15 protein-coding genes are annotated in these 14275 nt (G+C 45.8%); 8 read left to right on the forward strand and 7 right to left on the reverse strand.

Translation table 11 applies throughout. The annotated features are described in order from the left end of the window. The first annotated feature begins 173 nt into the window (after nt 1-173). The 5 genes from rpmI to AC3A14_RS19200 all read left to right on the forward strand — a co-directional run bounded on the left by rpmI (nt 174) and on the right by AC3A14_RS19200 (nt 4095). Complete coding sequence (gene rpmI, locus AC3A14_RS19180) at nt 174-371, forward strand: 50S ribosomal protein L35 (RefSeq protein ID WP_318701291.1); 198 nt, start codon at nt 174-176, stop codon at nt 369-371. A gap of 63 nt (nt 372-434) precedes the next feature. Further along, nucleotides 435-791, forward strand: coding sequence for a 50S ribosomal protein L20 (gene rplT / locus AC3A14_RS19185; RefSeq protein WP_318734719.1), 357 nt, complete (start codon nt 435-437; stop codon nt 789-791). Between the two features lie 130 nt (nt 792-921). Further along, nucleotides 922-1449 carry a tetratricopeptide repeat protein gene (locus AC3A14_RS19190; protein WP_318701290.1) on the forward strand — a complete coding sequence of 176 codons (528 nt, stop codon included), beginning with the start codon at nt 922-924 and terminating at the stop codon, nt 1447-1449. Nucleotides 1450-1586: 137 nt separating this feature from the next. Continuing rightward, nucleotides 1587-2963 (forward strand): chromosomal replication initiator protein DnaA, encoded by a 1377-nt coding sequence (gene dnaA / locus AC3A14_RS19195; RefSeq protein ID WP_318734718.1) that lies wholly within the window; start codon nt 1587-1589, stop codon nt 2961-2963. A gap of 109 nt (nt 2964-3072) precedes the next feature. After that, nucleotides 3073-4095 carry a hypothetical protein gene (locus AC3A14_RS19200; protein ID WP_318734716.1) on the forward strand — a complete coding sequence of 341 codons (1023 nt, stop codon included), beginning with the start codon at nt 3073-3075 and terminating at the stop codon, nt 4093-4095. A gap of 227 nt (nt 4096-4322) precedes the next feature. Here the strand turns inward: AC3A14_RS19200 and AC3A14_RS19205 are convergent, their stop codons facing one another. The 6 genes from AC3A14_RS19205 to AC3A14_RS19230 form a co-directional block, all read right to left on the reverse strand. Further along, nucleotides 4323-5321 (reverse strand): adenosine kinase, encoded by a 999-nt coding sequence (locus tag AC3A14_RS19205; RefSeq protein WP_318734714.1) that lies wholly within the window; start codon nt 5319-5321, stop codon nt 4323-4325. A gap of 170 nt (nt 5322-5491) precedes the next feature. Continuing rightward, nucleotides 5492-6085 carry a 50S ribosomal protein L25/general stress protein Ctc gene (locus AC3A14_RS19210; RefSeq protein ID WP_318734711.1) on the reverse strand — a complete coding sequence of 198 codons (594 nt, stop codon included), beginning with the start codon at nt 6083-6085 and terminating at the stop codon, nt 5492-5494. 70 nt (nt 6086-6155) lie between these two features. Beyond that, the gene (locus AC3A14_RS19215) at nt 6156-7499 is read right to left on the reverse strand and encodes an adenylosuccinate synthase (RefSeq protein WP_318734708.1); all 1344 of its coding nucleotides are present in this window, start codon (nt 7497-7499) and stop codon (nt 6156-6158) included. 54 nt (nt 7500-7553) lie between these two features. Continuing rightward, complete coding sequence (locus tag AC3A14_RS19220; protein WP_318734705.1) at nt 7554-8408, reverse strand: alpha/beta fold hydrolase; 855 nt, start codon at nt 8406-8408, stop codon at nt 7554-7556. A gap of 102 nt (nt 8409-8510) precedes the next feature. Beyond that, nucleotides 8511-8804, reverse strand: coding sequence for a COP23 domain-containing protein (locus tag AC3A14_RS19225; RefSeq protein WP_413039133.1), 294 nt, complete (start codon nt 8802-8804; stop codon nt 8511-8513). 166 nt (nt 8805-8970) lie between these two features. Then, complete coding sequence (locus AC3A14_RS19230; protein WP_318701281.1) at nt 8971-9399, reverse strand: VOC family protein; 429 nt, start codon at nt 9397-9399, stop codon at nt 8971-8973. Nucleotides 9400-9419: 20 nt separating this feature from the next. Between AC3A14_RS19230 and AC3A14_RS19235 the strand changes: the two genes are divergently transcribed. From AC3A14_RS19235 to typA, 3 genes are all read left to right on the forward strand, one after another. Beyond that, the gene (locus tag AC3A14_RS19235) at nt 9420-10190 is read left to right on the forward strand and encodes a TIGR00297 family protein (protein ID WP_318734702.1); all 771 of its coding nucleotides are present in this window, start codon (nt 9420-9422) and stop codon (nt 10188-10190) included. A gap of 31 nt (nt 10191-10221) precedes the next feature. Continuing rightward, on the forward strand, nt 10222-10797 hold the full coding sequence (locus AC3A14_RS19240; protein WP_318701279.1) for a Uma2 family endonuclease: 576 nt from the start codon (nt 10222-10224) through the stop codon (nt 10795-10797). A gap of 119 nt (nt 10798-10916) precedes the next feature. Further along, nucleotides 10917-12707 (forward strand): translational GTPase TypA, encoded by a 1791-nt coding sequence (typA, locus tag AC3A14_RS19245; protein WP_318701278.1) that lies wholly within the window; start codon nt 10917-10919, stop codon nt 12705-12707. Nucleotides 12708-12789: 82 nt separating this feature from the next. Here the strand turns inward: typA and AC3A14_RS19250 are convergent. Continuing rightward, on the reverse strand, nt 12790-14275 hold a 1486-nt coding region (locus tag AC3A14_RS19250), incomplete at its 5' end, for a pentapeptide repeat-containing protein (protein ID WP_487779107.1).

A 14275-nucleotide genomic window follows, 5' to 3' on the forward strand; every position in this document is an offset into this window, starting at 1 on the left:
ACGATACTTTGGGGGTCACCCTTGGGCAAAATAGCTCGGTGCCAGGTCCATTTTTCAAACAAGCCCCTTTATTGATAAAGGGGCTTGTTCGTTTTTTGGCTTTTTAATTCATTTTTGTATGATTTTCTGCTACACTAAGAGATTGTGTTAATTGAATGGAGGAGGAATAGAGTATGCCTAAATTAAAAACCCGCAAGGCAGCAGCTAAGAGATTTAGAGTTACAGGAAGTGGTAAGGTTCTACGTCGTAAAGCGAATAAGAATCACTTGCTTGAGCATAAGAGTACAACTCGCAAGCGTAGGCTTTCTCAGATCACAACAGTATGTGAGAGAGATGAAGAAAATGTCCGCTTAATGTTGCCTTACCTTTAAGGGAGTTTCGTCCCACCAAATCTAGTTCAGATGTTCAACTCAATCAAGTTAGGATAAACGATTATGCCAAGAGTCAAACGGGGTAATGTTGCTCGGAAACGCCGTAAGAAGATTTTAAAGCTCGCTAAAGGGTTTCGTGGATCTCATTCTAAACTCTTTCGGACAGCCAATCAACAAGTAATGAAGGCGTTGCGGAATGCGTACCGAGATCGCCGTAAACGTAAGCGTGATTTTCGTCGTCTGTGGATTGTCCGTGTCAATGCAGCCGCTCGTCAAAACGGAGTGAGCTATAGTAAGCTAATGGGTAATCTCAAAAAAGCAAATATCCAGCTTAACCGGAAAATGTTAGCAGAGATGGCTATTCTCGATCCTCAAGGATTTAGTAAAGTAGTGGAATTAGCCACTCAAAAGAGTGCCTAGATAGTTTTGGAAACAGAGTGAGGAGACTGATAGATAAGAGGAAAAACAGTTGATGATAAGAGGAAACTAGGTATTGGATATTGCCTCTTACGCAGTACAATAACAGGAGAGGATACCAACATAGATTCTGATGGAAACTTCACTGCCGATCGCTTATCTTTCTATATTTCTAATCTTGCTTGCTGTCTCAGCTTGGTTTATCTTTCGTCAAGTTCTGAAAACTCGGCGTTCCGAAGCTGTATTTTCCCAATTGCAAAAAAAACTGAAATCGAACAAAGGGACAGCCCAGGAATACTATGAGCTGGGTTGTCTTTATTCTGATAAAAAGCTCTATAGCCAAGCAATTCAACTCTTTCAAAAATCACTCAAGTGTGATGATATTCCCGAGCAAGAAAGTGCTTTGGTGTATAACGCATTAGGATATGCCTATGTCGCTAAAGAGCAATATGATTTGGCGATTCGACAGTATAAAGAAGCTCTAAAGATGGCTCCAGCCTATGTTATTGCGTTCAATAACATAGGCTTTGCCTACGAAAAAAAGAATTTGATAAGGCAAGCGTTACAAAGCTACGATCAGGCTCTGAAGATTGATCCAAACAATAAAACAGCTAAAACAAGAGCTAATTCTTTAAAGAAACGCCTAACTCCATCAGAATAAAAAGTTGCTAGATAGTCTGTGTGAAAATGGGTTAGTGGTAATTAACTCCTAAAGGATTACCTTTCTAGGTTACTTAGATTTCAATCTTCTAGAATCATTTTTTCTGTTGTCTAGTCCATAAATTGGGAGAGTGAACTGTGGAAAATTCCCTCGATAGCCTGTGGACTCAAGTTCTGGATCGACTTGAAAAAAAACTAAGTCAGCCAACGTTTGAGACTTGGATTAAAACAGCGATGGCAATTGACTTGAAAGAAAATTGCCTGATTTTGGAAACTCCGAATTTATTTGCTCGCAACTGGCTTCAAGCCAATTATATAAACATTATTAACACGACTATAGAAGAAATTGTAGGTCATTCAGTGACGATCCAAATAAAGGTTGCTAATCAAGAAAAGTCCTCAGAAAGCTTGAATCTATTGTGGTCTTCAAATCCTGCTATTCCGAAAACTTATACTTATCCAAAACCCACCGAACTTAATCCTAAATACGTGTTTGAGCATTTTGTGGTGGGTTCCAATAATCGTATGGCTCATGCCGCATCTCTAGCAGTTGCTGAATCTCCGGGACGAGATAATCCACTGAGTTTTAATCCTTTGTTTCTGTATGGAGGTGTGGGTCTAGGGAAAACTCATCTCATGCAAGCTATTGGACATTATCGGTTGAAAATCAGGTCAGATGCTAAAGTTTTTTATGTCTCGACTGAAAAATTTACGAATGATTTAATCACAGCTATCCGTCAAGATAGTCGTCAAGGATTTCGCGATCACTATCGGACCGCCGATGTTTTATTAGTGGATGATATTCAATTTATTGAAGGTCAAGAATCGACTCAAGAAGAATTCTTTCATACCTTTAATACCTTACATGAAGCGGGAAAACAAGTTGTTTTAGCCTCAGATCGTCCTCCCAGTCAAATGCCTCAACTTCAAGAGCGTTTATGTTCCCGGTTTTCAATGGGATTAATTGCTGATATTCAACCCCCTGATTTAGAAACGCGAATGGCAATTTTGCAAACAAAGGCAGAGTATGAAAATTTAAATTTACCCCAAGCTGTAATTGAATATATTGCTACCAATTATACATCGAATATTCGGGAATTAGAAGGGGCATTAATCCGGACAGTCGCTTATATGTCGATTTCGGGATTGTCGATGACGGTAGAAAATATCGCGCCGGTCTTGAATCCACCGGCTGCTAATGGTGAAGTTTCTGCCGATGTGATTATTGCTGTAGTTGCGGAAGAATTTCAGGTGAGTCCAGAGGATTTAAAAAGCACTTCAAGACGCAGAGAAATTAGTCAAGCCCGTCAAATTGGCATGTATCTGATGCGTCAACATACAGACTTGAGTTTGCCTAAAATTGGAGAAGAATTTGGAGGAAAAGACCATACAACGGTTATGTATAGCTGTGATAAAGTGGGGCAGAGACGGGAGAAAGATCCAGACTTGGCGAAGCTACTGCGACAACTCGGAGATCGCATAACCCTGGTTAGTCGTTCCCAGGGCAGGATCTGAGAATCATTAGAAAAATGAGAATTTTGGCCTAGAGATTGCTATGATTTGTGGAGTTTGACCCTGTGATTTTGAAGTCCTCTATAGTCTCTCCTATTCTCTCTTGGTGATCATGAAAACTGATAGCCGCTCCCAACAGCAACAGTCCCTGTTGCGTCAATTGCTCAAAGCCATCCATAACAATCCAGGCGATCGCCAAGCCATCTACCCGTTGTTAGAAAGTAACGCCAGCTTACTCAACTCCGACTTTGCCCAAGAATTAACTCGTTGGGTAACGGAAAAAGGGACAACATCAAAATCCACCACAGCAGTGAGTTTAGCCAAAACACTCTGTCGCTTTGCAGAACTGATTGCCTCATGTCCCCAAGGAAATCATCGCTTGTATTGTGAAATTGCGATCGCCAGTTATCAAGTTGCTCTCGATCTCTTTTCCCAAGCTCCCCACCTTCCCCAATACAGTGAAACTAAAACCCTACTAGCCGAACTAGAAAACCATTATCACACCCTACCGAGTGACTCAGAAATCCCCAGCTCACAAACCTTTCCTAACTCACGAGATGGGCTATACCTCTCGAGTCGAGTGGAAGAAAAATCCTATGAATTACTGCAATGGGGAGGATATGGTTTATTGGTGCTGACCCTATTCAAAACAGTAGAATACCTGATCCACATCCACCCTAGTTCTACCCTCGATCGCCTCGATCTAGCCCATCAGTTAATCGATATCGTCTGGATGCCCCTCATTGGATTAATCCTCGTCTTTTACCGTCAACAAGGATATGTGTCCCGCATTCACCTCTATTGGTTACGGTTCCTCTCCTGGGGATCGCTGGGATTAGCCAGTCTCTATGGTGTTTTAACCCTCTTTGGCTTTAGTGTAGCTCTTAATATCACTCAAGGTAGTGTCCAAAAACCGCCCACGGCTCCAACGACTAACCCAACGGTTACCCTAGGAAGTCAACAACCGATCAACTTAAATATCGTCTCATCGATTACCCAACCCTTTATCAGCTCCCCTGAAATCCCCAAGCAACCAAGCCCACAACCTCTAGGACTGCTGGGGGGAGTCTGGGGAGTCTTAGGGTTTACTCTCATCTGGCGGAGGACTCGATGGACTCGGTGTTTTCGTAGATGATCGTTGACAATCCTAGGGGTTTTTCTTAAACTCCAGAAGAGTGTCTCGAGTTGGAAAAACAGAACAAATGAAGTAATATCAAATCGCAAAAATCACGCTACACATCCATCCCCGTGTCCCCGTGTCAATCATCCGTAGCACACATCTAAGGATTTGATATTACTGTCGAGTGAAGGCGGGTTATAAGGGGGTAAAGAACCCGCTCCTACAGAATTTGGAAAGGATGCCTAAGCTCCTAGAATGCTTGCCATCTGGTCAACGGGGGCTTTTTCTAACCGGGGGCCTTGGATCTGAACGATCGCCGATCCCAGATAATTCCCCCAACGAGCCGCTTGTGGGGCACTATACCCATGAGTTAGTCCATACAAGGCACCACCAGCAAAGGCATCTCCTGCACCTACGGTATCTAGAGGTTTGACAGGAAACCCTTCTACCGTAATGATTTGTTTATTTTCGACCACTAAACAGCCCTTATCACTATCCGTAATAAAGGCAAGATTGACGAGTTCTCCGACCTTTTGAGCGCAAGCCTCCAAATCTTTCAAGTCTAAAAACTGACGCACTTCATCCGCATTGCAAAACAGGACATCGCAATAGTCAGTGACCACATTGCGGAAATCATCGCGGAAACTGTGCAACAAAAACGGATCAGAAAGGGTAAAGGACACTTTCACGCCATGGCGTTTAGACTGCTCCATGGTTTCAATGCTTGCTTTTCGGGTATCATCTCCTGTCCAGAGATAACCTTCCACATAGCTATATTGACAGCGTTTGAGCTTCTCCACATCAATATCACTGGGGGAGAGGGTAGTGGAAGCACCCAAATTGGTACACATGGTGCGCTCTGCGTCGGGAGTTGTCAAGACCACACAAGTGCCTGTAGGGCCATTTTCAATAGGAGCTGGAGTAACTTCAAATTCAATTCCTGCTGCTTTCATATCTTGGGCATAAAACTCGCCGTTTTCATCTTGGGCGACTTTACCCGTATAAAACCCTGTACCGCCACTTTGGGCGATCGCAATCATCGTATTGGCCGCAGATCCTCCAGACCTTAATTTCAGGCTATCTCGCTGGAGTCCTCCCAGAATTTTCCCCTGAGCTTCGGCATCTACCAGAGTCATCACTCCGCGCTCTAGGGCCTGTTCAGTAATAAACGAGTCATCGACCAACGCCAGCACATCCACCAACGCATTACCGACACCAAAAACATCCAATTGATTACTCATGCTAATTCTTGATACTCCTTATATTCAAAAAGGGAATAGGAGAGACAAGAGGGAAAACTTTTGTTTGACTCCCTACTGCCTATTTCACTCCCGACTCCCTAAAAGCGCGTAGCACAACAAAAAAGGGCGAATCGTAATCCGCCCCAATCGGGTCGTATAAGAACAACCCTCTAACCTTGATTTTCGTCTTCCGCCATTTTCCGAGTCACCCTAGAAGCCAAAACAGTAACCACCAACTGTTTCGGTTCCGCCATAATTTTGACTCCTTCGGGGACATTTAGATCTTTAACTGCTAGAGAACCGCCAACAGCCAAATCTGTCACATCCACATCAATCACTTCCGGAATTCGATCGGGAGGACATTGAACCCGAACTTCACTCAGGGGAGAATCGAGTAAGCCACCAGATTGTTTCACCCCGATCGCCTCTCCGACAAAGTTTAAGCGTACATCGACTTCTACACTCTTCTGAGAGGCGATCGAAAAGAAACTCAGATGATAGGGAAACCCTTTCCAAGGATGCCGTTGTACTTCCCGCAGGAGAGCTTTGCCGTTCCAAGAGAGTTCCGGAATATTAACATTAATCAGGGTATTGTTTACCACTGCACTTTTAAGCAAATTCTGAACCGTTTTATCATCCACGGTTAAAGAAATCGATTCATTGCCCTTATGGCCATACAAATTAGCTGGGATTAATCCAGAACGGCGTAAGGCTCTGGCTTTGCTTCCCGCTTCTCTTTGGTGACACTCAATAGTAAGTTCCATAATGTCTGTTTCAGTGTTGATTTTACTCAGGTTGAATTCAAGCCATGGCCAGATTTAGACCAACTGACAGTTAGTTAGTATTGGTCTTTACTGGAATACCATTAGCATCAAGTAAGGCCCGTTTGGGCCCGTGGATGGGGTCTTCAACGATGATTGTGCAATCGCGACTGGCTCCCAGGGATACAATCGCGATTGGCACATCCATCAGTTCTGCTAGAAATTTGAGATAATCTAAGGCAGCTTTCGGCAAATCTTCCAAGGTTCGGCACTCAGCAGTCGATTGTTTCCACCCTGGAATCGTTTCATAAATCGGTTTACATTTGGCAAAAATCCGGGCGTTAGTGGGAAAATTCTCGCACCGTTGGCCCTCGACTTCATAGGCTACACAGACCTTAATTTCATCAATATTATCGAGAACATCAAGCTTGGTAATGGCCAAACAATCGAGTCCATTAATGCGCACGGCATAGCGACCAATCACCGAATCAAACCAACCACAGCGCCGGGGACGACCGGTAGTCGTACCAAATTCAGCTCCTATAGAGCCTAATTCTTTACCGATTTCATCGTTCAGTTCTGTGGGAAAGGGCCCCTCACCTACGCGGGTAGTATAGGCTTTAGCAACCCCAATCACCCGGTCAATCACCGTTGGTCCAACTCCTGCACCGACACAGGCACCGCCTGCAATGGGGTTGGAGGAGGTGACATAGGGATAGGTTCCATGATCTAAGTCAAGCAGTGTTCCTTGCGCACCTTCAAACAGGATATTGTGGCGCTTTTTAATGGCTTCATAGATTTTCAGGGAACTATCCACCACATAGGGGCGCAACCGTTCAGCATATTCTAAGTATTGTTCAATGACTTCTTTGGGGTTGAGGGGCGGTAAGTCATAGAGCTTTTCAATCAGGGCATTCTTGTACTCAACCGTCCATTGCAGTTGCTTGCGGAGAATGTCTGGTTGCATTAAGTCAACGATACGAATACCCGTGCGTTCAGACTTATCGCTATAGGTGGGGCCAATCCCCCTTTTGGTGGTTCCAATTTTGTGTTCTCCCCGTTTTTCTTCTGAAGCTTGATCGATGAGCCGGTGGTAGGGCATCGTAACGTGGGCGGTTTCAGAAATCATCAACTGCTCTGTAGAGACATTGAGCTGATGGAGTTGATCGATTTCTCCGATGAGTACCTTGGGATCGATTACTGTGCCGCCACCGATGATACAGGCCGTATCGGGGTAGAGGATACCAGAGGGAATCAGGTGCAGTTTGAAGGTTTGGCCCTGGACAACAACTGTATGTCCAGCGTTGACTCCGCCTTGATAGCGAACAACGACATCTGCTGATTTACTCAGGAGATCCGTGATTTTTCCTTTTCCTTCATCGCCCCACTGGGCACCAATTACGATAACGTTAGCCAAGGGTCTTTCTCTCAAGCGATCGCACAATCTACTATTATTGTGGATTTCATTTTCTTATGTCAAGTCCTCCGATCGCTTTTCTGGGGTTTCGATTGCCTCAATAAACTCGCGAATGGCTTGAGCCACCCCATCCCGATGGCTGCGCGGCCAATCTGGAGCGCCAGTTGGTAAGGTTTGCTCCTTCAAATTCCGCATTCGTTCGCTATAGATTTGGGATAGGGGGTCAATTTCTGGATGCCCGTTATGGCTCGACAGACCAGAGAGCAGTAAACTGGGAACCGTGAGATGGGGCAATTCATCCTGGACATATTCTGCTTGAATTTCCTTAGCTCTACGTAAAAACAGCATCTGACAAGCGGGGAAAAATTGGAGAAAGTGCGATCGCTTCTCGAACAGCGCTTCTAGGGGTTTAGCTTTTCCCATCCATCGAGCTACCGGTAACAAAATTTTCAGGAACTGTACCCAAAATGATTTCGGCCCCACGAACCAAGATGCTTGCTTCCATCGATCTTTTAATTGCGGTACATGTACCCCTTCCGGAGCCAATAGAACTAATCCCTTCACCCGTTCCGGATGCGCTAAAGCATAGCGCGTCGCAATCCATCCCCCCAGGGAATGTCCGACCAGATAAACCCCATCTAACTTCAGAGCCTGGCAATATTCCAGTAAACACTCTATCTGTAAATTCACTGAATAATGCACACTTGGCCGATCCGACTCTGAAAATCCCAGTAAATCCGGAGCAAAACACTGGTAATCTGTCCCTAACCGCTCCATCACCCCCACCCATTGACTCCCCTCATCCCAAGACCCATGTAAAAAAATAATTGGTTTTCCCTGACCCACTTCTCGCCAAAACAGGATTCCATGGGAGAGTTTAATACGAGAATTCCGAAATAGAAGTGTCATATCACTATCAATTATTAAAGATGCACAATTCAAAACCACACCCACAACCCCGTAGGGGAGGTTTCACCCATTATCTAGGATACCTACAAATCAATTACGTATTCATGTCCGCGAAGCCCAAACCCGCCCCTTGTATCTTAAGAGAGTAGGAGATCGGGCCAAGTCAGCGATCGTTAAACAGCAAGCTCCATCGATGTAGGGAGCCGAAGGTTGGGAACTCTCAAACAAGGACGGGGTAGCCGCTTGTCCTTCCCGCCATGCCAAGAAATTGTACAAAGTGGCGATCGGATCTTGACCCGCTTTCAGGGTGTAAATCAGGTGTTCACACCGTCCATTGACTTGACTGGCAGTGCAAATTACCTTTAACTTTAGATCTCTCTGAAAAATCAGGGTGATTTTATGCCGATTTGCATAAAATTGTGATAAATCTTAATCTTAATTGGCTCTTAAGTAACGTTTTGTTGCGTTTTTTCGATCCCTAATCCCTATAGGGACGGGCTATAGCCGAATCTAGAAGACCCCAAAACCCATTCTGTAAACCGGCTTTTAATATTTAATGGATTCACCGATCGCCGACAGCCTCCACTTCCTGCGCTCCAAAAATCGCCTCTGGATGGCAGTAATGCTTAAACTCTAGGAAATTCTCAAACGGATCGGCCAAGAAAAACGTAAAATGCTCCGTTAATTGTCCCGGAAACCGTTGTTTTGGTTGTTGAAAGAAGCGTAAATTTCGATCCTGCGATCGCTCTAAAAGCCGATCCCAATCCGACTTTTGAGCAAATACTAAGCCAAAATGACGAGGATAAATACCCGCTTGTGGAGTTAATGGCTCATCAGTGACATGGGCAACTAACTGATGGCCATACAAGTTTAGAATAAGAGCATGGCGCGATTCTCGACCCATTTGGCAGCCCAAACCTTCCACATAAAAGGCTTTGGTTTCTTCCAGATTTTGTACGGGAAACGCCAGATGAAATAACACGCTATCCATAACCTAAACTTCTATCCTCAATGACTGATTTAACGATCTTCACTAATCCCTGGATGGTTGCCGTCATTCTAAATACGGTCTTATTAACCATTGTCGCATTCGCGCCGAAAAAGTTGTTAACCCTTGCGGGAGTCATTCATGCTTGGGTTTTGGGAGTCCTCGTCTGGGGAACCTTGGAATGGCCGGGTTATGCAGTCGTTGGCTTTTATTTCTTAGTCGGATCGGGAGTAACTCGGATCGGTTTAGCCGAAAAAGAGGCTCAAGGAATCGCCGAAAAACGCTCTGGTGCAAGGGGGCCGGAAAATGTCTGGGGGTCTGCTTTTGTGGGAGCAGTTTGTGCTTTAGGTGTCCTGCTTATTCAGGACCAAGGGGGGCCCGATGAGCTAATTCCATGGTTGGGTTTAGCCTATGTAGCCAGTTTTAGTACCAAATTATCGGATACTTGCGCTTCCGAGGTTGGCAAAGCTTATGGAAAACGGACATTTCTGATTACTACATTGCAACCGGTAGCGCGGGGAACAGAAGGAGCGGTCAGTTTGGAGGGAACCTTAGCCGGGATGGTCGGGGCGATCTCCCTTGCCCTGGTCGGTTGGCTCGTAGGTCTAATTAGCCTCTTGGGTGTCCTCTATTGCCTGGTGGCGGCATTTTTGGCCACAAATGTCGAAAGTGTCATCGGAGCAACCGTACAGGAGAAAATAAGCTGGCTTACCAATGAATGGGTCAATATTATTAACATTACCTTGGGGGCAATCTTCGCCATTCTGTTAAGATTAAGCTTCCCAGGATTCTGAATTCAAATCTTTCCTTGACGGAGATCAAAATATGACCCCATTCATTTTAAATAATCCAGACACTGCCTCGATTACCGATGAGCAATTTTATCAACTTTGCGCTGCTAACGGTGACTTGCGACTAGAACGAACGGCTAAAGGAGACTTAATCATTATGCCACCCACTGGAGGAACAACGGGAAACTGGAATTTTAAAATTGCTCAACAATTAGCCAATTGGACCGATACTGACGGAACCGGAATAGGGTTTGATTCTTCTACTTGTTTTAAACTTCCTAAAGGGGCGGATTATTCCCCCGATGCAGCTTGGATACCGTTAGCAAAATGGGAAGCGTTAACCCCCGAACAGCAAGAGAAATTCCCGCCCATTTGTCCTGATTTTGTCATCGAACTGCGTTCACCTAGCGATTCCCTCAAACTCCTGCAAGACAAAATGCAGGAATATCTGGATAATGGTACTCAGTTAGGCTGGCTCATTAATCCCCAAAACCGTCAAGTAGAAATTTATCGTCAGGGACAAGACAAACAAATTTTAGATCATCCTCCCAGCTTATCCGGAGAAGATATTTTACCCGGATTTGTTTTAAATCTTCACTTGATTTGGTGAGAGCTTCTTTCCCCCATCCCCCCACCTTGCAGCCGGTAGAGCAGAGAACTGAGGGTGCGGTGGCGGCGAATCATGTTAATCTTGTTAAGAAATCTATAGTTAACCGCATTTAGGTATATATGTCTCTTCCCATTCGCAATGTTGCCATCATTGCCCACGTCGATCATGGCAAAACAACTCTTGTGGATGCTCTGCTCAAACAATCGGGTATTTTTCGCGAAGGGGAAGAAATCCCCGATTGTGTCATGGATTCTAATACCCTGGAACGGGAGCGGGGGATTACAATTCTGTCTAAAAATACTGCTGTTCATTATAAAGATACGTTAATTAATATCGTTGATACCCCAGGCCACGCCGATTTCGGGGGCGAAGTCGAGCGGGTGTTGGGAATGGTTGATGGTTGTATCCTGATTGTGGATGCCAATGAAGGGCCGATGCCTCAAACCCGCTTTGTGCTGAAAAAAGCCCTAGAAAAGGGCCTGCGTCCAATTGTGGTGGTGAATAAAATAGACCGCCCGCAAGCCGATCCCCATGGGGCGGTTGATAAAGTCTTAGATTTATTTCTCGAATTGGGTGCAGATGACGATCAATGTGAATTTCCTTACTTGTTTGCTTCGGGTATTCAAGGCTATGCCAAGGAAGACTTAGAGGGCGAGAGCGAGGATATGAAGCCCCTGTTTGAGTCTATTTTGCATCATGTTCCCCCTCCGGTTGGAGATCCGGATAAACCGCTACAATTGCAAGTTACGACCCTAGACTATTCTGAATATTTAGGTCGGATTGTGATTGGTAGAATTCACAACGGAACGATTAAATCCAATCAACAAGCGGCTTTAGTCAAAGATGATGGCCAAATCGTTAAATCAAAAATCTCAAAGTTGATGGGATTTGAGGGTTTAACCCGTGTGGATATGGAAGAAGCTTCAGCCGGATATATTGTGGCTGTGGCTGGATTTAGCGATGCCAACATTGGGGAAACCATTACTTGTCCTAATGAACCCCAAGCTCTACCCTTGATTAAGGTGGATGAGCCAACGTTGCAGATGACGTTCTCGGTGAATGATTCGCCGTTTGCGGGACAAGAAGGAAAATTTGTAACTTCTCGTCAATTGCGCGATCGCCTCTTCCGGGAACTGGAAACCAATGTTGCCCTGCGGATCAATGAAACCAATTCCCCAGAATCCTTCCTTGTCTCTGGACGCGGTGAACTTCATTTGGGTATTCTCATTGAAACCATGCGTCGTGAAGGATACGAATTCCAAGTTTCCCAACCCCAAGTTATTTATCGAGAAGTCAACGGCCAACCCTGCGAACCTTACGAATGTCTGGTTTTGGACGTTCCTGAAGACTCTGTAGGTGGATGTATGGAACGCCTCGGCCAACGTCGTGGTGAAATGCAAGATATGCAAATGGGAGGCAACGGACGCGCTCAACTGGAATTTGTGATTCCTGCACGGGGTTTAATCGGGTTCCGAGGTGAATTTATGCGCCTCACCCGTGGTGAAGGGATTATGAATCATAGCTTTTTTGAGTATCGCACCCTAGGGGGAGAGGTAGAAACCCGTCGCAATGGGGTTTTAGTAGCCTTTGAAGAAGGAACAGCCACGTTTTATGCCCTCAAAAATGCGGAAGACCGGGGCTTATTTTTCATTACTCCCGGAACTAAGGTGTATAAAGGCATGATTGTGGGCGAACATAATCGTCCCCAAGATTTGGACTTAAATGTTTGTAAGACCAAACAGCTTACTAACATGCGCTCTTCGACTGGGGATGAACTGGTACAATTGCAAGCTCCAGTACAAATGAGTTTGGAACGTGCTCTGGAATATATTGGTTCAAATGAATTGGTGGAAGTGACTCCAGAATCTGTGCGCTTGCGGAAGGTGAGCAAGAAACTGGCGAAACGTTAAGTCAGTTGTGGGGAGTAGGGAGTAATTCCTATGTTCCTATTCCCTATTCCCCATTCCCCATTCCCTATTCCCCCTTCCCCCTTCAACCCAGGTCGAAGAAGTCACTAATCATCGGCAGAAACTCTTGCACCGCTTTGACTAAACCCGCAGCCGCAGGCAAACCGGTAATCAGTCCCTTGAGCATCGTGGTGGCGCGTTTGGCCGCTTTTTGGAAACCGTTATCCTGGGGATTTTGACCCGCTTCGCCGATAATGTTCAGTTGCTCCAAGGCTTCGGTTTTGTCCTCGTCGTTGAGTTCGCTGTTGTTGATGGCAATTTGTAGCTCCGTGAGAATCGCTTTCAGGTCGGGTTTATCCGGTTCTGGGGGAATATCCGGAAGTTGATTGAGCGTCGTCGTGAGGGTGCTATTTTGGTTATCAATGTTTTGCACTGCACCACTGGCATCCAAGTCACCCCCTGCCAGGTTGCCTTTATTGTCGCCACCTACAGAAATACTGGGATTATCACTCATGGCCTTACTCTCTGCACTGCTGGTTACATTGATTGTAGGCGATAGAAGGGGAAGTTTTGCGATGATATCATCCATCTGTTGTTTCATCTGTTGTCCATGGAGTTGATAGAGTTCGGCTTGGACTTCCAGGCGAGCAACGTAAGCTGCGTCAAAGTGCTGTTCAACTTGAGCTTTATCCGTTTTGGGAGGCACTTCGAGGGTAACCAGGACATCCTCACCTTTTTTCTGGATGGATTGAATGGAGTCAAAGGTAATCTCCGGATTTTCTTCCATGACTTTCTGAAGCGCGGCGGCGAATGCTTCGGGGTTCATGCCACCTTTGAGTAAGATCTCGATGGTATGCATCAGTTCAGTGTAGAGATGCTCAAAGTCACCAGGAGCAAAGACTTTATCGGGATTATGGGGACGGCGATCGCGGCTACCCAGTGGGTTGGGGTGTTCCAGGAGATAGATGTATTGGCAGTCTACATCCTTAAAAATAGTCGTAGGTTCGATGTTCCAGGCTTCCAGGCAAGCACCCGTGAGATAAGCATGGGTGAAATTTGTGCCGATGGCAGTTGATTCAGTCAGGTTAGCGTCTTTCAGGTTCGCACCACTGAGGTCGGCTTCACTCAGGTCAGCTTGTTTGAGGTTAGCGCTCTCTAGGTTCGCTCCAGCTAGAAATGCTCCTCGGAGGTTGGCTTTGCAGAGGTCGAGTTTATAGCCACTTTCTGGGTTAATCAGCAAGTTTCGCACGGTGGTATTGGCGAGGAGCGTTTGTCCCGGACGAGCGAGGTCAAGTTTTTGGGTATTGTTGAAGCGGGTGCGGAGCAGGTGAGCGTGACGGAAATCGCAGTTTTTCAGCCTAGCTCCGGTAAAGTCCACATCCATTAATGTTGTACCGCGAAAGCTGGTTCCTCCCCAAGCAGCAAAGGCAACGGCAGCCGAACGTATCCAGGCATCACGGGGGTCGCCTTTCATCGCTCGCCAGGCAATGTAGACGTTCAAGCCTGCGACTGCGAGTGCGACTGCGAGTGCGACTGCGAGTGCGACTGCGAGTGCGACTGCGAGTGCGACT

Source organism: Roseofilum sp. (assembly GCF_982964205.1).